This is a genomic window from Clostridioides sp. ZZV14-6150 (assembly GCF_020657875.1).
Classification (GTDB): domain Bacteria; phylum Bacillota; class Clostridia; order Peptostreptococcales; family Peptostreptococcaceae; genus Clostridioides.
In genome coordinates, this window is record NZ_JAGWDA010000017.1 from 1 (window position 1) to 21,162 (window position 21,162).

The 21,162-nt window shown below is 28.1% G+C and carries 18 protein-coding genes, 1 pseudogene, 1 riboswitch and 1 other annotated feature; of the genes and pseudogenes, 5 read left to right on the forward strand and 14 right to left on the reverse strand.

The window, feature by feature from the left end:
- From KGF41_RS17020 to KGF41_RS17030, 3 genes and pseudogenes are all read right to left on the reverse strand, one after another.
- A pseudogene (locus KGF41_RS17020) lies at positions 1-275 on the reverse strand (cell surface protein); the annotation flags it as partial.
- A 585-nt stretch (positions 276-860) separates the two neighbouring features.
- Positions 861-946, reverse strand: a riboswitch (cyclic di-GMP riboswitch).
- 442 nt (positions 947-1,388) lie between these two features.
- Positions 1,389-2,702 (reverse strand): proline reductase-associated electron transfer protein PrdC, encoded by a 1,314-nt coding sequence (prdC, locus tag KGF41_RS17025; RefSeq protein ID WP_227857008.1) that lies wholly within the window; start codon positions 2,700-2,702, stop codon positions 1,389-1,391.
- A gap of 390 nt (positions 2,703-3,092) precedes the next feature.
- On the reverse strand, positions 3,093-3,857 hold the full coding sequence (locus tag KGF41_RS17030) for a polysaccharide deacetylase family protein (RefSeq protein ID WP_227828319.1): 765 nt from the start codon (positions 3,855-3,857) through the stop codon (positions 3,093-3,095).
- A 290-nt stretch (positions 3,858-4,147) separates the two neighbouring features.
- Between KGF41_RS17030 and KGF41_RS17035 the strand changes: the two genes are divergently transcribed.
- The gene (locus tag KGF41_RS17035; RefSeq protein WP_003422115.1) at positions 4,148-4,351 is read left to right on the forward strand and encodes an alpha/beta-type small acid-soluble spore protein; all 204 of its coding nucleotides are present in this window, start codon (positions 4,148-4,150) and stop codon (positions 4,349-4,351) included.
- A 190-nt stretch (positions 4,352-4,541) separates the two neighbouring features.
- Complete coding sequence (locus KGF41_RS17040) at positions 4,542-5,078, forward strand: DUF4364 family protein (RefSeq protein WP_009891708.1); 537 nt, start codon at positions 4,542-4,544, stop codon at positions 5,076-5,078.
- A gap of 3 nt (positions 5,079-5,081) precedes the next feature.
- On the opposite strand, the gene KGF41_RS17045 is transcribed toward KGF41_RS17040, so the two are convergent.
- Positions 5,082-5,948: a YncE family protein gene (locus tag KGF41_RS17045; protein WP_227433702.1), complete on the reverse strand. Its 867-nt coding sequence runs from the start codon at positions 5,946-5,948 to the stop codon at positions 5,082-5,084.
- A 148-nt stretch (positions 5,949-6,096) separates the two neighbouring features.
- Here KGF41_RS17045 and KGF41_RS17050 point away from each other — a divergent pair, with 148 nt between their 5' ends.
- Entirely contained in the window at positions 6,097-6,342 is a 246-nt protein-coding gene (locus KGF41_RS17050) for a TIGR03905 family TSCPD domain-containing protein (protein WP_227433701.1), read from the forward strand.
- Between the two features lie 136 nt (positions 6,343-6,478).
- On the opposite strand, the gene KGF41_RS17055 is transcribed toward KGF41_RS17050, so the two are convergent.
- Together KGF41_RS17055 and KGF41_RS17060 are read right to left on the reverse strand one after the other, a co-directional pair.
- Positions 6,479-7,777 carry a bifunctional folylpolyglutamate synthase/dihydrofolate synthase gene (locus KGF41_RS17055; RefSeq protein WP_227828318.1) on the reverse strand — a complete coding sequence of 433 codons (1,299 nt, stop codon included), beginning with the start codon at positions 7,775-7,777 and terminating at the stop codon, positions 6,479-6,481.
- 129 nt (positions 7,778-7,906) lie between these two features.
- A complete protein-coding gene (locus KGF41_RS17060) occupies positions 7,907-8,932 on the reverse strand; it encodes a S8 family peptidase (RefSeq protein WP_227841239.1) in 1,026 nt (341 codons plus the stop codon).
- Positions 8,933-9,693: 761 nt separating this feature from the next.
- On the opposite strand from KGF41_RS17060, the gene KGF41_RS17065 reads away from it, so the two are divergent.
- Both KGF41_RS17065 and KGF41_RS17070 read left to right on the forward strand, forming a co-directional pair.
- On the forward strand, positions 9,694-10,407 hold the full coding sequence (locus tag KGF41_RS17065) for an AzlC family ABC transporter permease (protein WP_227828316.1): 714 nt from the start codon (positions 9,694-9,696) through the stop codon (positions 10,405-10,407).
- Positions 10,400-10,723, forward strand: coding sequence for an AzlD domain-containing protein (locus KGF41_RS17070; RefSeq protein ID WP_227433697.1), 324 nt, complete (start codon positions 10,400-10,402; stop codon positions 10,721-10,723). The genes KGF41_RS17065 and KGF41_RS17070 overlap by 8 nt, the downstream gene beginning before the upstream one ends.
- A 256-nt stretch (positions 10,724-10,979) precedes the next feature.
- On the opposite strand, the gene rgaR is transcribed toward KGF41_RS17070, so the two are convergent.
- The 8 genes from rgaR to pstA all read right to left on the reverse strand — a co-directional run bounded on the left by rgaR (position 10,980) and on the right by pstA (position 21,161).
- Positions 10,980-11,690: a two-component system response regulator RgaR gene (gene rgaR, locus KGF41_RS17075; protein WP_227828315.1), complete on the reverse strand. Its 711-nt coding sequence runs from the start codon at positions 11,688-11,690 to the stop codon at positions 10,980-10,982.
- A gap of 420 nt (positions 11,691-12,110) precedes the next feature.
- Positions 12,111-14,777 (reverse strand): valine--tRNA ligase, encoded by a 2,667-nt coding sequence (locus KGF41_RS17080; RefSeq protein ID WP_227828314.1) that lies wholly within the window; start codon positions 14,775-14,777, stop codon positions 12,111-12,113.
- 76 nt (positions 14,778-14,853) lie between these two features.
- Positions 14,854-15,118 (reverse strand) — a binding site (T-box leader).
- A 326-nt stretch (positions 15,119-15,444) separates the two neighbouring features.
- Positions 15,445-16,272: a polysaccharide deacetylase family protein gene (locus KGF41_RS17085; protein ID WP_227828313.1), complete on the reverse strand. Its 828-nt coding sequence runs from the start codon at positions 16,270-16,272 to the stop codon at positions 15,445-15,447.
- Positions 16,273-16,320: 48 nt separating this feature from the next.
- A complete protein-coding gene (locus KGF41_RS17090; protein WP_227828312.1) occupies positions 16,321-17,757 on the reverse strand; it encodes a [Fe-Fe] hydrogenase large subunit C-terminal domain-containing protein in 1,437 nt (478 codons plus the stop codon).
- Between the two features lie 83 nt (positions 17,758-17,840).
- Positions 17,841-18,713, reverse strand: coding sequence for an FUSC family protein (locus tag KGF41_RS17095; protein ID WP_227433692.1), 873 nt, complete (start codon positions 18,711-18,713; stop codon positions 17,841-17,843).
- Positions 18,714-18,872: 159 nt separating this feature from the next.
- Entirely contained in the window at positions 18,873-19,526 is a 654-nt protein-coding gene (gene phoU, locus KGF41_RS17100; protein WP_227857009.1) for a phosphate signaling complex protein PhoU, read from the reverse strand.
- 27 nt (positions 19,527-19,553) lie between these two features.
- Positions 19,554-20,318, reverse strand: coding sequence for a phosphate ABC transporter ATP-binding protein PstB (pstB, locus tag KGF41_RS17105; protein ID WP_227828310.1), 765 nt, complete (start codon positions 20,316-20,318; stop codon positions 19,554-19,556).
- Between the two features lie 18 nt (positions 20,319-20,336).
- Positions 20,337-21,161 (reverse strand): phosphate ABC transporter permease PstA, encoded by an 825-nt coding sequence (pstA, locus tag KGF41_RS17110; protein WP_227828309.1) that lies wholly within the window; start codon positions 21,159-21,161, stop codon positions 20,337-20,339.
- Between the last annotated feature and the right edge of the window lies 1 nt (position 21,162).

The following is a 21,162-nucleotide window of genomic DNA, read 5'->3' on the forward strand; positions in this document are numbered from 1 at the left end:
TCTGATGGTTGTTCTCCCTCTGGAGTTTGTCCGTCTGATGGTTGTTCTCCCTCTGGAGTTTGTCCGTCTGATGGTTGTTCTCCCTCTGGAGTTTGTCCGTCTGATGGTTGTTCTCCTTCTGGAGTTTGCCCATCTGATGGCTTCTCCCCATCAAATACTACATCTTTGCCATTCATTTCAGCAGCATAAGATACTATTGGTGTAAATGTAGTAAATGCCATACTCAAAGCGATGGCTAAACTAATTATACTTGATTTTTTAATTTTTAATTTCAAAATTCTCCTGATACTAAAAATATATATTGTATCTATCTAATATAATTCAAAATATTATATTATTGTATAGATTTGATTCCACAATACATCTTTAGCATGTTCAATTAGGGTCGTTAATCCTAACCAGTTCTCTAATGAACTTCTTAATATTTCTATTAAGCACAGACTATATCATTACCTAATAATTAGGTACTCCCCATTTCCCCACACTTGTAGGTACGAGATTTCTCTCTAGTCGTTGAAGTTTCTTCTTTTCGAAGCTTACCTGCTGATTATCCATTTTTAAGGCACTTAGGGTTTAACCTTATGCTATCTAACTAATTTTTTCTACTTTCGTAACCGTCAAGTATCTATCAAATAGATACTCTATCACACCTATCCTTATTTCATGATTATGTTGTGGTTTAGTTAGCTTTAGGAACTTCCAGCAATTAAAGGAGTTTTGGGCAGATGTTCTACCACTCTACACTCTTTATGAATGTAGGGAGCTATTTCAAAAATATATTTTATATCTATATTTACTATGATTTATGTACTTTATTATGTCTGTTTATATATTTTTGATAATTAAAAGTTACTCCTATTTATATTTATAGCAGGTTGCACTACTAACTCCATATATCCCTTAAGTGCCCAAATTTAAGATATACTTCACAGTTTCTATAAATAGGTTTTTGTAATTTTTATTTTTTTAATGTTTTGTTCAATGTTTTAACTCTTTAAGTGCACTTTTTATGAATGTATTAAAATACAAACTAATATTTCAAGATAATTTTTCTAATATAAGACAAAAATTCGTTTTTATACTAAAAAAGATACCATAGAGTATCTTTAAATAACACAAAAACTTTTACTCTATTTGGATAGTTGACTAAATTTAATTTAGATATGTCAATACAAATCACATATTTGAGCTTTACTATTTTTGTCTGATATAATTTTAATAGCTATTGTCATTATTATACAATATAGATGAATTTTTGTCTATTTTTTCCATCTTATTTGCACATCTTATCAATTTAACTTATATGTTACATCAAAAAACATCCTCAGAAGTAATTTTTAAGATTCACTTCTAAAGATGTTTTTATTATATGGCTTTACATTAATTAATTATTTTATTTTTAATCTTACGTCACCTTTTATTCTTCTTATTAATGGGTGATTAACTGTTCTCATTACATGGTCAGTGATATGGTATACACCTAATTTTAATTTTGGTGCAGAACCCATTACTGTATTACTACAGTCAGTACAGTTACCTATTAATATAACTTCTGCTCCAGCTTTTTTAAATTCTATACATTTTTGAGCTTGTCCTGGACAGTGTCCTGGATTTTCACATTTTAATGCACCTTTTATTTCTTGAGCTTGTTTACATTTTTGAACTGATACTATATCAGTAACGCCCATTTTAGCTGCTATGTCTCTCATTCTTTCTTCGTTAGGTCCACATGCACAGACTAAAAGACCCATCTTTCTCTTTTCATTAACAAATGGCATAGTAACTATTATACCACCACTAGTTTTAGTTATTGGAGTATCTAAAGTAGTAGCTTTTCCTGTGAAAGGTCCTCCTAGGATTATTTCACCATATTCACCTTTTATTCCACCAGCTCTTTCAATTAATTCTCCAACAGTAGTTCCGATTGGCACATCTTCAAATACTATAGATTCTTTTCCACTGTTTAATTGACCAACTACAGTTATATTTTTAGATATAACTGGTCTTTTTTGCTCAACAGCTTCTACTATTCTAGTTAATGTTTCTACGTTTATTACTACTGCATTAGCTTCTGAAGGTAATTGAGTTGGCTCAAGTAATTTTCCTAGAACATCTCTTACTATAGCTCTTTCTTCTCCCATTGGGTACATATCAACTAGTTCAGCAACCTCTATATTATCTCCTGATTTTATTACTTTTTTGAATGCTGCTATTGCTTCTGGATGTTTGCTCTTTATTGCTAGCATACCTTTTCCAGCATTAGTAACTTCCATAGCATATTTTATACCTTTGTAAACTATTTCTGGATTTTCTTCTATTTCTTTTATGTTATGAGCTAGTAAAGGTTCACATTCAGCTGCATTTGCTAATATTGTTCCACCTTTTAAATCTATATTTAATTTTATATGAGTAGGGAATCCTGCTCCACCCATTCCTACAACTCCAGCTTCTTTAATTAAATCAAGTATACTTTCTCCTTTTAATGGTTCAAAAGTATCATCTTGTGCTTCATCAGCTTCAATTACTATAGCTTGGTCATTTATTTCACTTATTTTTCCACTAACACTGGCATAAATATTTGCTCCTAATCCAGCTGGTTCTGCGATTAGAGTTCCTTTTTTTACTACATCTCCAACACTTACTACTGGCTTATCTGGACCACCAACGTGTTGTTTTAATAAAATAGAATATAGTTTGTTCAACTAGTACGCCCCCTTAAATATATTAATTTTTTTTATAAGCTGTTCAAATAATATTAATCTTGTTTTTCTATTACAAGACTTTAACATATTGTTTATTTCTATAGAACATATCGCTTATTATCAAAGCAATTTCTATGCCAACTTTTAAACAAAGTTATACCCTTTGAAAATACTATCTTACAGCGTTTGTAGTTCAATTTAATCATTTAAACTCAATAAAAAAAAGTCAATTATTAGACGCTTTTTTTACTGATTTAATCTATAATTATTGATATTACATACATGCATAAAAAAGTGTCAAAAAATAGACACCGTCTTTTTATCGACACTTTTCTAACATATACTATACAATTTTCCACAACACTACTAAAAATATACATTTATTGATTATTAATTTTTTGGTTTTTGTACTCCATTAGAATCAACTATGTAATTATCTTTATATAATAAATCAGATATTTTTACTAAGCTATATCCATCTTTTTTAAGTCGATTTATTATGGTATCCAAATAGTTATCTACATCATTTATATTAGCATGAAATAAAACTATTGAACCAGGCTGAGCTTCTTTTATTACTTTTTCAATTACATGATTTGGGCCAAGTTCTTTCCAATCTATCGAATCTACATCCCACTTAATTACTTTATAACCTAAATCTCCACAAATGTCCATAGCTTTATTGTTTACGTCTCCAAAAGGAGGTCTAAATAGATTGGTCTTTTTACCTGTTATATTAAATATTTTTTCTGATGTAGTTTCTATTTCTTCTGTTATATCCTCTTTTGATATTTCTTTTAAATTAGCATGAGTATTTGAATGATTTCCAATCTCATGTCCTTTTTCATCTATAGCTTTAACAATTTCTTCATTATCATCCACCCAACTACCAACTAGAAAAAAAGTAGCTTTTATGTTATGTTTATCTAAAATTTTAAGAATATCATCCATGTTATCAGTTCCCCAAGCAACATCAAAACTCAGAGCTATCTTTTTCTCATTTGTATCAACTCTATATATAGGCATTTTTGAGTTATCAGATTTAGAGCATACATATTTTATTCCATAAACAAGAGCAAATATTAATACCAATAACAATGAAAAAAATAAAACACTATATATTAAAGCTTTAGTTCTCTTAACTTCTCTTTTCATACTATTCCCCCTTTTAAATAAATTCTTCTATATTTAAAATTTATTTTTTTTTAGCTCAAAAAAGTACTGTAATATTTAATTTATAGGACAACAAATAAAAAAATAAACTCTATATTAGACCAATTAACCTCTTTAAAATACTACTTTTTTTAATTTTTTTATATTTTTTACATTTTTACCTTTATTTTTCTGTATATATTATTTTTATTTTGGAGAAATTAGTATTAACATCACATAAATAAAAGTGTTGTTAGACATCATAAACTAATTATTTAAGGAGGAAATTTACTATGTCAAATTCAAACAGAACAGTAGTGCCAGAGGCAAAAGCAGCTTTAAATCAAATGAAATTAGAAATAGCTAACGAAATAGGTTTATCTAACTATGAAAACATAGACAAAGGTAACTTAACAGCTAGAGAAAATGGATATGTTGGTGGATACATGACTAAGAAATTAGTTGAAATGGCTGAAAGACAAATGGCTGGAAAATAGATAGTAAATTTTGACACCTGGGTATCAACAGGGCTGCCGATTGGTAGCCCTGTTTTCTTGTCTTCATTTATAAAATTAATTTTATATAATTTGTTAAAGATTAATGATACTATACAAATTATTCTTTTAATTTTGTATAAATTAGTTTAATATATTATATATAGAAATAGTTTGACGGAGGATGATATTTATGTTTGAAAACTCATCTGAAGAATTAGCTTATCACAAACTTTTAATTTTGTATATATTGGAAAAAATTAAAATGGACTTAACTAATTCTCAAATAACTCAAGTAGTATTAGAGACTGAAATGATGAATTACTTTTCATTACAACAACTTTTATCTCAGCTTATGGAATCTAAGTTTTTGACTACATATAAAGACTCTGACAGAGAATATTATGCTCTTACTCAAAGAGGCGTAGAAAGTCTAGAATACTTTTTTAATCGAATACCTACTAGTGTTACTGAAAAAATAGACAAGTATATAGATTCTAATAAAGAAAATTTACTAGCAGATACTCAAGTAAAATCTAGCTTCGTAAAACAAAGTGATAATGAATTCATTGTCAATCTTAGAGTCATAGAAAATCAATCTAACTTAATAGATTTAAATCTAAATGTTTCATCAGAGAAACAAGCAAAACTTATTTGTAACAATTGGAAAAACAATGCATCTTATATGTATGCTGAAGTTATCGACTTACTTATAAGAGACATACATTAAGGCCTACAAACAAACTATAGTTGTAGGCTCTTTTCCTACCTTGATTACCTTTATTAATTTGTTATTTGCAGTTTCATAGACTTTAACTGAGTTCTCTTGAGTATCTGATACAAATAATAACTTTTCATCTTTAGATATTTCTAATCCCTGAGGAATTCCATCTATTTCAATATTTCCAATATATTTACTTGTTGTATAATCCAAAATTCTTACATTATTATAACCCAAGTCAGCAACATAAACTTTTTTCCCACTATAATTAAACCTTATTTCTACTGGCAATAAGAATTCATATAATACCTTTTTTATATCCATACTTACTTCATCAACTATTACAAGCTTTCCATCAAGTGTTGATATATACATTTCTTTCTTTTGTTTATCAAGTGCTATATGCCATGCTCTAAAGTCCATATTGATTTTCTTTTGTATACTTTTATTTATTGTGTCTATACATACTATCGAATTTATACATGGTACATATAGCTTTTTACTCTCTCTGTCAAAATCAAATCCATGTGGCATATTATCAACGCCAATGATTCCTATTGGATTTAATGTGTTTTTATCCAATACATATATGCTATTTGAATCTTCATTTGCTACAAATAACTCATTATCACTAAGCATAACTTGACTAAGACTTCCTCCTATAGAAACAGTATCAATTATTTTATCATTACTTAAGTCTAAAACATATAGTATTCCATTGCTCGAACTAGGTATGTATATCAAATTTTTTTCCTTTTCTATGCAAAAATGATGTGGATATATATTATCCTCTAATACTATTTCTTTTTCTAGTTCAAGCGTAGAATAATCAACTATACTAATGCTCTTTGATAGGTAGTTAGAAATATAGATTTTCATATAACCCCTCCTCTCTACAATACATATACTACAATAATATATTATTTTATTAGCTTGTATTATGCTTTATAGTTGCATTATTATACATATATTTGGTATTATTATTGATGTTGACACAATGAAATAATAATTAATGGAGGTCTTTTTTATGAAGGTTACTTTTAACCCAAGTGGTGTTTGTTGTAGAGAGATGTTTTTTGAAGTTGATGAAAATAATGTGATTGTTGATGCTGAGTTTATAGGCGGATGTAATGGAAATTTATTAGGGCTTAAGAGTTTAATAATTGGTCAAAATGCTCTTGAAATTGCTGATAAATTAAATGGTATTGATTGTGGAGGTAAAGGTACTTCTTGCCCAGACCAATTATCTAAAGCCATTCGTCAATCTATCTAGATATTGATAATATATAGTAATACACTCATCTAAAAACTGATTTTATTAAAAAAGGAGTTGTCTATTATTTTAGCCAACTCCTCTTTATATGTCTTTTATTTTTATCTATATATTTATATGTATTTATTTTATAAGATTATAATTTCTTTACCAAAGTTCTTACTGTGCCTATCATATATAAAGAACCTGCACTTATTATAATATCATCCTTATTTGATGTTTCCAATGTATAATTAACTGCATCTTCTATTTCATATTTTGACGTTACATCACTTACATATTTTAATATTTTTTCTTTTAATATATCTGAATTTATAGCTCTTGGATTATTAGGAGTTGTTGTCACTACTTTGCTAAATTTAGGCATTAGTATGTCCAAAACACCATCAATATCTTTATCTTCCAACATACCTATTAATAAAGTTAGTTTTTTATCTTTAAAATGTTTATCAAGTGCTTTTGCTAAAGATTTTGCTCCATCTTCGTTATGTGCTCCATCTATTATAAAAATTGGACTTTCTTTTATCTTTTCTATTCTTCCTGGCCATTTAGTAGTTATGAGACCTTCTCTTATAGATTCTTCACTTACATTATCTAATTTTTTTGTATCTTTTAGATATTTTAGTACACTCATTGCCAATATAGAATTATTTATTTGATGTTCACCTATCAACGTTATTTCAAGATTCTTATAAGTTTCTCCCATTACATTACAATCATACACTTGAAAGTTTATGTTTGATTTTTTTATATTTATATTGTCAAAATTAACTTCTATGTATTTTGCATTTTTTTCTTTGCAAACTGACTTTATAACATCCTTTGCTTCATCAGTCTGGTCATATACAAGTACTACTCCATTTTCCTTTATTATACCAGCTTTTTCATATGCTATTTTTTCTATTGTATCTCCAAGTATTCCTGTATGGTCTAAACTTATAGATGTTATTACACTTACAAGTGATTTTGTTATTATATTTGTAGCATCATATCTTCCACCTAATCCAACTTCTAAAGCTACAAAATCTACTTTTTGCTCTGAATAGTAATAAAATGCCATTGCAGTAACTACTTCAAATTCAGTTGGATATGCATAACCTTGGCTTACCATAACTTCTATCTTTTCTTTTATTAAATCAATTATTCTAGCAACATCTTCTTGTGGTATATTCTCTCCATTTACTCTTATACGCTCAGTAAAAGTTTCTAGATATGGAGATGTGTATAGGCCGACCTTATATCCACTTTCTCTTAGTATATTAGAAATAAAAGAACACACCGAACCTTTTCCATTAGTTCCAGCTACATGTATTATATTTAAAGTTTCTTGTGGATTTCCCAACAGTTCTAATAATTTCCCAATATTCTCTAAACCTAATCTTATACCAAACTTATTGGTTTGTGATATATATTCTAATGCTTCTTCATATTTCATTATCTAATTCCCCCTGTATTGGCATTTTATTTTATGTTATCTAATTATAGTATATTTTTCACTTTTAATCTACTGACAAAGAATACATATAATCTAACACCTTCTACATTAAATTTGGTTCATAAATTTTTATTTATCTTTTGTATTTGTATATCTTTCTACTAATTCAGTTAATGTATATATGGAAACTAAGTCATATTTTGATATGTCCATATAATTAAATTTCAAATCAAATCTGTTCTCTAATTTTTCTAATAGATTAAAACAATTATCATAAACTAATCCTATCTCTTTATTAAAAAGGCTACATTGAAATAATTTTTCATTATCAGCTTCAGTATTTAAACACTCTCTAATAACATCAGCAACTTCCACAAGCAGAGCATTTTCCTTATCATATAAATCCACTTTAAAATCTGGAATCCTACTATACTTGTCTAAATCACAACTACTCCAACAATTTTTGGTTGCTAGAGACTCGAGTTTTTTATTTAACGCGTATATTGTTATGTTTGGCTCTTCTGACAATATTTTAGCTATTTTCCCAGTAAATTTTGCAGCTACATAACTATTACATTTTGGTGGTAATCTGAAAGAATTATTTATATCACAACTTATATATGAATTACTATCCATAACACATTGAACATCATATTTTTTATTGTACCAAAAAGAATTCTCTATATCCAAAGTAGAAGCCCTTACACCTATGACATTGTTAAACATAGCTGGATAACTCAAGTCAAAGTTATTAGCTAAGGAACATACTATTATCTTTCCTTTTCTAAACAATTCATAGCAAACTTCAAATAAGCCCTTAACACTTTCTACACCTATAACTGATAAACTTAAGTTAATCAGTCTTATATTAGTATCCAAAAGGTATTTTAATGCCTCTTCAAGAACCTTTATATTTGTAATACTATCTTTATTACCTAAAATTTTTATCACAAATAGCTCTACATCTTCATACTCCTTTTTGATTATTGATGCACAAGCAGTTCCATGACCATCTTCATCATCAAATTTGTCTGATATAAAAATATAGTCATGTATACATTCAAAAGCAATTCCTCCAACTAAGTTATCTTTTAAGTAATCATGTTCTTTATCTATTCCTGTATCTAATACTGCAACCTTAACTTTATTATTCATATCACATATATTCTCCATTACTAAAAGTTTTTAATATATCTACATTAATAGTTCATCTTAAACCTTAATTTAAGTGGCACAATTTATCTTTTAAATGCTCTATTTGTTGCTAAAAACATAAAATAAGTACACTATATACTTAATTTATCTTAATTATATCAATTATTGTCATTAAATTGTTAAATATTACGATAAAATTTTTAGATTTATATCACAATTTAGAATTATTTGTAAAAAGGGGATTGTCTTTTCTATTAGACAATCCCCTTGTATATTTTGTTATTCATTATTCACAATTAACTATTAATTATATTTCATATTTTGTAATTTAAATATTATATATCTTAATTTTATTTATCTAGGGGGAATAATTATCTTTATATGTTGTACAACCCATTTAAGCACTATTCTAAAAATTAATATCAGTAAGTAATATTAAAAAATAATATTAAAAAACTATATTTTGTTAGTATCTAAAAAATCCAATCAAATAAAATTTCTCTTGCATGTTAAATAATACCACATACCTAATACATTATATCATATTTCAATAAATAAATTGCATAAAAGGAAATCTTTTAATAGAATTAAACTATTTATTAAATCATTACCATAAGTTCTACAGACTATAAGTGGATTTTTTGATACTTACATGCTACTATCTTAAGCATTGATATAACTAGCTAAAATAGCTATAATAAAATGAAGCAATTATTTATAGAATTTTATAAATATTCATTATTTTTAAGGGGTGATTGTATTTGAAAAAAGACATGTCAAAAAGAGAAATCTTAAAGGAAAGCTTTCTAGCATCAATCCCAATATTTCTAGGATATATTCCCTTAGGACTTATTTGTGGTATTATGCTTCAAAAAGCAGGTCTACCAGCCTTCTATATATTATTTATGTCATTTATAGTATTTGCTGGTAGCTCACAATTTGTAGCTGCTTCTATGCTCGCTTCAAATGGAAGTATTACTTCGATAATTTTAACTACATTTATATTGAATCTTCGCAACTTCCTAATGAGCTCTAACTTACATATGCACATAAAAAATAAGAACATGAAATTTTTAATGTATTTTTGTCATGGTGTTACAGATGAAACATTTGCTATAAACTTAGAAAAATATACTTATGGAAATTGGACTGATACACATGCTTTATACTTAAATAACCTTTGTATATTAGTATGGGCTGTAAGTTGCTTCGTGGGCGCATTTCTTGGAGAGATTGTTCATATAAGCGATTCTGTTGCTGGCTTTCTATTAACAGCTATGTTCATTACTCTAATAGTTAATCAAATTAAAAATAAAATATATGTACTTGTTTCTATACTTTCTATATTATTATCAGTAGTTTTATATACTTTCTTTAAGAATAGTTTAGTTATTATAATAGCATCAATTTTATCTTCTTTATTTGGTTTTTATATTCAAAAATTAACACATAGAAAGGAAGGCTACTATGAATAATAATTACATAATTATCGTTATCTTAGGCATGGCAATTGTTACTTATATTCCAAGAATTTTACCTATGATAATATTCTCAAAAAATGATATGCCTGAATCTATTAAAGATATCATGAAATTTATACCTATTGCTATACTTAGTTCACTAATAGCAAAAGATATTTTCTTTAATGGAGATAATCTATACCTTTCATTTACTAATCCTAAGATTATTTCAGGTATAATAGTACTATTAGTAGCTTATAAATTTAAGTCTATTGCAGTATCAATAGCTGTAGGTGCAATATCCATATTTTTATTTGGAATTATATTATAATACTATATACAACATATGATATAGTACAAAATATAAAATACATTATATTGAAGTTAATATTTAAAAATTAAATTAATACATATTATAATTAGCATACCTTACATATAAAACAATATTGATAACTGCTAAATTACCATTTTACATAATAAAGACTGTCTTAATATAGAAAAGTTCTTCTACATTAAGACAGCTTTGAATCAATAGCTTTGTGATGACACTAAATATTTTTTACCATATTTCTTTACCTTTTTCAAAATTAATACATTATATCACATAACAAGCTTGTTAGTGTTGCTTTTAAATCTTTGAGTCTGTACTTACTAATAGGTATAAATTTTTCATTAATAGTAATCATATTGTCTCCAATATCTTCTATTCTTCTCAAGTTAACAATGAAACTTGTATGACATCTAAAAAAGCCATTTTCACACAATAACTTTTCCGCTTGTTTCATACTCATATTAGCTTTATAATCTCTACCTGATGTATGTACAACTAAATCTCTCTTTACAGTTTCAACATACAAAATAGAATCTATCAGTATTCTGTTAAATCCTTTTTTGTTGTACAAAACTATATAACGTTCCTTCTTTCTTTGAAGGTTATCAATACAAAGATTTACACCCATTGCGAAATTACTATAGTCTATAGGTTTTACTAAATACCTATAAGCACGAACTTCATAACCTTGTGGGGCATACTCTGAAAAAGCTGTTGTAAATATAATCTCTACTTTTTCATCAAACTTTCTTATTTTTTTAGCCACCTCAATTCCATTAATATCTTTCATTTGGATATCTAAAAATATAATGTCAATTTTTTCTGGGTATTTGGAGAGTAAATCTTCTCCACAGGAAAATTCCAATATTTGATAATTTAGACACCTTTCAGACAACAGTTTTTCTGCAAACTCTTTTAGTATGCTTCTTTGTATTTTTTCGTCATCACATATAACTACCCTAAACATAATATCACCTCCAAATCTAAAATATCATTTAGTTTACTTTATTTCAATTTACAAACTGTATCTAGCTAGCTTTATATTTAAATTTTGATATAAATTTAAATTGTCGATTAAATTACTTATAACAATTATTTTTGATATATAAACTTATTTTTTGACAAATTTATATATTTTTTCAACTATACAACATAAAAAAATATAGGAAAATAAATGCAACATGTATTTATTATCCTATATTAAATATTATAATATATCAATTTTTTATTGATTATAAAGTTCAAAAATATAAAATTAATATAGTCATAATAAGATAAAAATATCATATATCTCTAAAAAATTATAACATCATATTTATCTACATAGAAAGAAAAACATACAAAGAATACATATTTAGTACTCTTTGTATGTTTTTATCCTACACATTTATTTTACTTTAGTTTTTAAATTGGCTAATCTTTCCTCAACAGACTTAATCATTTCTTCAAATTTTTCTTTTTTAGCTTTTTCTTCTTCTATTAAGCTTTCAGGAGCTTTTGCTAAGAATCCTTGATTTGCAAGTTTTCCATTAACTCTCTTTATTTCTCCCTCTAACTTTTTCATTTCTTTAGATAGCCTTTCAATTTCTTTTTCAAAGTCAACTAATTCATTAAGAGGTATGAATATTTCAACACCATCAATAACTACACCAACTGCATCTTCTGGTACATTTGATTTGTCTTTTGCTATCTCAACAGTTGAAGCAGATGCTAAAGTTATAAAATAATCCTTACCAAGTTCAATAGTTTCTATCTTATCTTCACTTGGTACTATTATCAATTTAGCTTTCTTAGAAGGTGGTACATTCATTTCTGCTCTCACATTTCTTATACTTCTTATACCTTCCATTAATAAACTCATCATTTCTTCTTCATCAGCCATATTATCTTCTTCATTATATTTTGGCCATTCAGATACTATTATACAACCTTCAACAGTAGGAAGATGAGTATATATTTCCTCTGTTATAAATGGCATATATGGATGTAATAATTTTAATATTTTTTCAAGTACATAAGTTAATGTATATAAAGCAGCAGACTTAGCGTCTGTATCGTCTCCATATAATCTAGGTTTAACCATTTCAATATACCAGTCACAGTATTCTGACCAAGTAAAATCATATATCTTTTGTAATGCTATTCCTAAATCAAATTTATCCATGTTATTAGTAGCTTCTTTTACAATATTATTGGCTCTTGATATTATCCATTTGTCAGCTAGAGTTAAATTATCTTTTACATTTTCTCTATTTATATTCTTAATTATCTCCTCATCAATATTCATAAATACAAATCTTGATGCATTCCACAATTTATTAGCAAAGTTTCTAGCAAATTCTACTCTTTCCATATAGAATCTCATATCATTTCCTGGGGAATTTCCAGTTGTTAATGTAAATCTTAGTGCATCAGCTCCATATTGCTCGATTATTTCTAATGGGTCGATACCATTTCCTAAAGATTTACTCATTTTTCTACCTTGAGAATCTCTTACTAAGCCATGAACTAATACATGGTCAAATGGCTTTTCATTCATACAGAACATACCTGCAAATGCCATTCTAACTACCCAGAAGAATATTATATCGTATCCTGTAACAAGTACACTTGTTGGGTAATAATAATCTAATGCATCTGTCTTATTTGGCCATCCTAGGGTAGAGAAAGGCCATAATGCAGAACTAAACCAAGTATCTAGTGCGTCTTCATCTTGTTTAAAATGAGTGCTTCCACATTTAGGGCATTTATCTGGCATTTTTTTAGCAACTACTATTTCTCCACACTCTTGACAATAGTAAGCTGGTATTTGATGACCCCACCATAATTGTCTTGATATACACCAATCTCTTATATTTTCTAACCATTGTAAATAAGTTTTATCAAACTTGTCTGGAACAAATTCTAATTCTCCTTTTTTAAGAATATCTATAGCTGGTTTTGCAAGTTCTTCCATCTTAACAAACCATTGCTCTGATAATCTAGGCTCAATTACTGTATGGCATCTATAACAAGTTCCTACATTGTGATTATGTTCTTTTATCTTGATTAGATATCCTTGTTCTTTTAAGTCTGCTATGATGGCTTTTCTACACTCAAATCTATCCATGCCTTCATATTTTCCACAAACTTCGTTCATAGTTCCATCTTCATTCATTGTATTTAATTGCTCAAGATTATGTCTTAAACCTACTTCAAAGTCGTTAGGGTCATGAGCTGGAGTCATCTTAACAGCACCAGTTCCAAACTCTAAATCTACATAACTATCTGCAACTATTGGAAGTTCTCTTCCTACTAATGGAAGTACTGCTGTTTTTCCTATTAAGTGTTTGTATCTATCATCTTCTGGATTTACAGCTATACCAGTATCCCCTATCATTGTTTCAGGTCTAGTAGTAGCTATTTCCAAGAAGTCTTCACTATCTTTTAATGGATATTTTATATGATAAAAGTTTCCATCCTGCTCTTCATGCTCAACTTCTGCATCTGATAAAGTAGTTTTACAGTCTGGACACCAGTTTATTATTCTATTTCCTCTGTATATATGCCCTTTTTCATATAGGTTTACAAAGAACTCTATAACTGCTTCATTACAACCTTCATCCATAGTAAATCTTTCTTTATCCCAATCACAAGAATCTCCTAATTGTTTAAGCTGATTAACTATTTTTCCTCCAAATTCGTCTCTCCATGCCCAAGCTCTCTTTAAAAATTCTTCTCTTCCTATTTCGTATTTAGTCTTACCTTCTTCTTTTTTTATTCTTTCAACAACTTTAACTTCAGTTGCTATAGAAGCATGGTCAGTTCCTGGAAGCCAAAAAGCTTCATATCCATCCATACGTTTCCATCTAATAAGTATATCTTGAAGAGTATGGTCAAGCGCATGTCCCATATGCAATTGCCCTGTTATATTTGGAGGTGGCATCATTATTGTAAATGGTTTTTTATCTGGGTTTGGTTTAGATTTAAAATACCCTTCATCCATCCATTTTTTATATAGCCTAGCCTCAAAATCTTTAGGATTATAAGTTTTTGATAAGTTCGTATTTTCCATTGTATTGCCTCCTATATTTTTATAAATAAATTTTTAAAATATTTTTGTGAATAAAAAAGAGCCTTTCATCCTCTTTTAAAAGGACGAAAAGCTCGCGTTACCACCTTAATTCCAAAGTTTAAAAATTCATCAACATATAATTAAATTAATAGTTAATGACAATCTTAATAACTTTGACTCTCAAAGAATTTAACGATTCTAACCGTCTAAACTTACTAATAGTTCAGTTTAGAAACTCCAAAGCTACATTCAGTAAACCTTATACTTAGAAAATCTTACAGCCAGTGAATTTTCCTCTCTTTTAGTAGTATTTACTTACTCCTCTTCTTCTTAGTCTTTAATATTATATATTATTATATACAAATATTATTCTCTTTGTCAATTATTTTTATTTTATTTTTTCTGAATTTTCTTAATTATTATTTTTTATATTCTATGCTAATTATTATAATCTATACTATGTTTTTTACATTATTTTGTTTTATATAGTCAATAATTATTCTATTCCTTTATTGACATTTTTGCTACTATTTTATCAATTTTATGCTAGCTTCACTTTATATGCTATTTTCCTATATGACATTTTAACTATAATATTTTAAATGTCATTAAGTTATGTATTATATTTTATAAATGCTTTATTGTATTTTATATTTTTAAAAATTTACTATAGGTTTTCTTGCCAGAAGTTTTTAGGCATAACATTCTCTGTGATTGGCAATATAGTATATCCTCTTTCTTTTAAAATTCTTATCATATTATTTAAAGCATTTACGCTTTGTTCTTTTTCATGAATTAATACTACTAATTCATCTCTTTTTCTTCCATAATATAAGATATTACTAACTATTTGACTTGTGGACGATTTCCAGTCTTGCGTATCTAAATTCCAATCCCAAATTAGGTAATCATTTGCCATAAGCTTATCGTATGAACCTTCTGGCATATATGGCTTACTTCCATATGGTAGCCTTATTAATTTTGAGCTTTGACCAGTTATATCTTGTAGTGTTTTATTACATGTGTTAAATTCTCCAACTGTTATTTCTGGACTCTTATACAACTTATGTATATCATGACTTACACTATGAAATCCTATTGAATTTTTTTCTTCTAAGACTCTCTTCACCTCTTCTTTGTGGTTTTTCATATTTTGATTAAGCATAAAAAATGTCGCTTTGACATCATTTTCTTTTAAAATATCGAGCAATGCATTTGTATATTTTGATGGTCCATCATCTATTGTTATGTATGCAACTTTTTCAGATGTAGCTCCTGGTCCTTTCCCCTCTTCTTGAGATGTTTTATATATAATTTCTCCTAAAGTATTATTTTGAGAAAGTAATTCTAATGTAGTTTTATCTTTTGTATTGAGATTTTCAACTGGAACATTGTTAATTTTTTCTTCTAATAATGTCCCAGTTAGAATTAAAATAGCTACAAGAAATACACGTATAATTACATGAAAAACAGTTTTATTATCTTTAATTTTCATCCCCCATATCTCCCTTTTTATAAAAACATAAACTCAAACTTAAGAAAATTATTTTTTATATTTATTGTCCTTCTTATTACTTTTTATGTCTCTACTAAATATTTTCTTTACTTGTTCTTCTTCTTTTTCTCCCAATGATTCTACTCTCTTTATTCCCATAGAAGTTAAAAATTGTAGCACATTTAAATTATCAAATGGTGTTTCCATATTTGTACTTTCACTGTATTCATCGACATTCTTAGTACCTTCTTCTACACTTAAAATACGCTTAGGACCTCCCACACAACCTCCTACGCAACCCATTCCTTCTATGAAAGTAGCCTCTATCTCTTTATTTAAAACTTTCTTTAGACCATCCATACATTCTTTTGTTCCTTCAAATGCTTTTTCTTTAAACTTTATATTTTTATCAATTCTTCTAACTGATAATTTAACAGCTTTACTTACACCCCCTGTTCTAGCATAAACTCTACCTGAAAGAGATGCTTCTACTCTATTACTTTCATCCATTACTGCTGGATTTAGTTCTAATGCATCAAATATTTCCTGTAATTCTTTAAATGTAAGCACAAAATCAACCGCATCCTTTATATCTTCCAACATTGCTTCTTTCTTCTTTGCCATACAAGGGCCTATAAATACAACTTTAGCCTCTGGATTTAAAATTTTTACAGCTCTACCACAAGCAATCATAGGTGACACAGATGGTGATACCTTATCTAATATTTGAGGAAAACTATTTTGTATTAAGCTAACCCAAATAGGACAACAGCAACTAGTTATAAAGCATCCTTCTTCATCATTTTTCATATGCTCATAATAGTCATATGCTTCTTTTGCAGTAAGCATATCTGCTGCTAAAGCAACCTCTATCATATCTTCAAATCCTATCTTTTTTAATGCAGTTCTTAACTTACCAGGACTTACATCTTTTCCAAATTGCCCTACAAAAGCTGGTGCGACTATTGCATATACAGGACTCTTTATATCTTTTAATAGCTTTATCATCGGTATAAATTCTATCTTGTCTGATATTGCACCCAATTTACATCTTGACACACAATCACCACAGGCACTACATGTATCTTCCTCATTACAATTAATATGCTTATTTCTTATCTTGCATGACTCATCTTCTTTATTATTTTCATCACAATATTTACAAGCATCTGATATTATAGATATTATTGGTCTTTTTACTTCATCTAAATTTACAGCTTCGTGCAGTGCATCTTTTAGGTTTTTATCTGTATCTCCTGTTACATCTAATCCCATAGTTACCCTGATTAAATTCACCATAGTATCTTTATCAAATTGCTTATCAAAATGACTATCTAAATTTTCTTTTAAGTCTTCACTTAAAATTTTTTCAGGCAAGTTTTCAATATCTTCTGTATCCTCATTCCATACTGCCTTTACAAGTTCTCCAAAAAGCTTCATTTTGTATCTTTCTAATATTTTAGAATTTTCATTTATAGTATTCATAAAAAATAGTACCTCCGTAAATTAAACTTATATATGTTTAATATTTACAAAGATACTATTTTTTATTTATTATTTATTGACTATTATTGATATGACTTATTTAATTTTTTCAATAATTCTATTTCAAGCATTATTTTCATTAAATGATAGTTAAATACTGGACTTTTTTCTTCATCTACATTCCAATCCAGTTCATCCACACCATATGTTTTCTTAAGGTACTTATATGTATGCTCTTTTAAATAGAGTTTGTTTTCTAGTAACTCTATAGATTGCATGTGAAAGTGGATTTCTCTACATATCCTTAAGGCATTTTCTATTTTTTCTATATTGGTTTCACTTAAACTATAGTCTAACTCATCGATAAGTTTTGAATATATTTCTTCCAATTTCTCTACTTCTTCTTCAAATTTTTCTACGTCTAGATTTTCTTTTCTAAGTATTTTTTCTTCAATAAGCAACATTGAAAGTTCTTCTATTTTTTTAAACTCATCTATAACACTATTTAGGTAGTTTGGTCTAGCAACATAATAATTAACGAGTACACCAAATAAAACTCCTACAGATGTATCTAATACCCTGTGTAAAGAATAGTATACGGGGTCATTGTTTCCCACACCTAGATGTATGGCTAGAAAAGTGACACAGGCAACAACTACTGACTTTATTTTAAACAGATTACATAGATATATTGAACACATTACACCAAGACCACATAAAAATGGGTCTCCCGCTTTGGTGATAGCAAATAAAAATCCTATTATACCACCTAAAATAGTACCTTCTACTCTATTGATTCCTGTCTTTAAAGAACCTTTCACTGTGTCCTGAACAGAAATTATACATGCTACTAGAGAATAAAACATATTCTCAACTAAATAATTACCAAGAAGCATACATAAAGTTACACTAATTCCTGTCTTTATAGTCCTCATACCCATCTTTTGAAGTTTCAAATTTCCACCTCCTAAAAGCACCTTATATAAAATACGCATCCTCATATTTAATATGTTCCTAGTATATCACAATTTTTTAAATTTACCCATTAATCGCATCTTTTTAACAATTACATTTTAATTTAGACAATAAAAAAAACTGCTATAAAGCAGTTTTTTTTATCCTATCTCTACCATTTTACCTTCAATTGCAAAGATTATTTTTTCACATACGTTTGTTATATGGTCTCCAATTCGTTCAAGGTATCTTCCTATAAGTAAAAGTTTTACTCCTTGGTCTATCGTATTTGAATTTTCATGCATTATTTTTAAACAATCAATTTGTACTTGCTCATACAAATCATCTACAATGTCATCTTTACTTCCAACATTATAAGCTATACTTGCATCAAATGATATTAAAGCTTCTCTAGTTTGAGACATCATATTCTTACATTCCTTTGCCATTTTAGGAATATCTATTAGCTCTTTTATATACGCTTCTCCACCTATTTTCAACATTTCTCTAGCTATATTTGCTGCATAATCTCCAATTCTTTCTAATTCTATTGATATGTTTCCCAAAGAATAAATAAATCTTAAATCCCTTGCCATTGGTTGTTTAAGTACTATTAATTCTATACTTTTATCTCTTATTTCTTCTCTCAATTTATTTATTTTTTCATCATCTTCTACTACTTTTCTTGCACCTTCTAAATCTTTCTCTATCATACAAGTTACAGACTTTTCTATTGCATCTTCACATTTTTCCATCATAAGTACTGTCTGTTCTTTTAAAGTATCAATACTTATATCTAAACTATTATTGACCATTGTTTAACTCCTTTATAGTTATATATTTTAACCGAATCTACCTGTTATATAGTCTTCTGTTCTTTTATCCACAGGAGTAGTAAACATAGTTTTTGTATCACTAAATTCTATAACCTCTCCATTTAGGAAAAAAGCTGTTTCATCTGATATACGAGCAGCTTGTTGCATATTATGTGTAACTATGACTATTGTATAGTCCTTTTTTAAATCTTCTATAAGTTCTTCTACTTTTAATGTTGAAATTGGGTCTAAAGCAGATGTAGGTTCATCCATAAGTATAACTTCTGGTCTCATAGCAATTGCTCTTGCTATACATATACGTTGTTGTTGCCCTCCAGATAATCCTAATGCAGATGACTTAAGCCTATCTTTAACTTCCTCCCAAATAGCTGCTCCCTTCAAACTTTCCTCTACTATCTTGTCTAGTTGCTTTTTATCTCTTAATCCATGTGTACGAGGTCCATATGCAACATTATCATATATACTCATAGGAAATGGATTAGGTTTTTGAAATACCATTCCTACTTTTGTACGAAGGTTTATAACATCATCTGAAGTATAGATATCTTCTCCATCAACAGAAATATTCCCTGTAATTGTTACATTTTCTATTAGGTCATTCATTCTATTTAATGTTCTTATAAAAGTAGATTTTCCACATCCAGATGGACCTATTAAAGCAGTAACTTTATTTTCTTTTATATCCATATTTATTTTATTTAGAGCTTGCTTGTCGCCATAAAATAAATCCAAATCTTTTACACTCATTTTTATTTTATTGATTAATTCCATCATTTACACCTCTTAAATTTAATAATTAGCCTTATTTAACTTTTTAGCAACAAATCTTGCTAACATATTTAATACTAATACAATTACTATTAAAACAATACCTATACTAGCTGCTGTTGCTATGTCTCCACTCTCTTTAGTTAGTAAGTATGAGTGTACAGTTAGTGTTCTTGCACTATCAAATATTCCTCCTGGCATCTTAGCTACAGTACCTGCTGTAAGTAGTATGGCAGCTGATTCTCCAATTATACGACCAACTGACAATATTACTCCTGATAGAATTCCTGGTACTGCACTTGGAAGTACTACTTTATATAAAGTTTGAAATTTAGTAGCTCCTAATGCTAGAGATGATTCTCTATATGATTGAGGAACTGTCTTTAAAGCTTCTTCTGTAGTACGAATTATTACTGGTAATATTATTATTGCAACTGTAAGTGACCCTGCAACTATTGAATATCCCATTTTTAAGGTAACTACAAAGAAAATTCCTCCAAACAATCCATAAACTATGGATGGTATTCCTGACAAACTTTCAGTTGCAAATCTTATAGCTGTAACTGCTTTTCCTTTTTTAGCATATTCTTGTAAATATATGGCTGCTAAGATTCCTATTGGAGTTGCTACAACTATAGAAACCACTACAGTATATAATGTTGTAATTATCATTGGGAAGATACCACCATCACCTGATGCTGAATAATTACTAAATAAGAAATTAAAATTCATATTTCCGATTCCCTTTATAAATATAAATCCTACTATAACTACCAGTGATACTATTGTAAATAATGCTGATAGATATACTAATAATTTCAATATATTCTCTCTGAACTTTCTCATC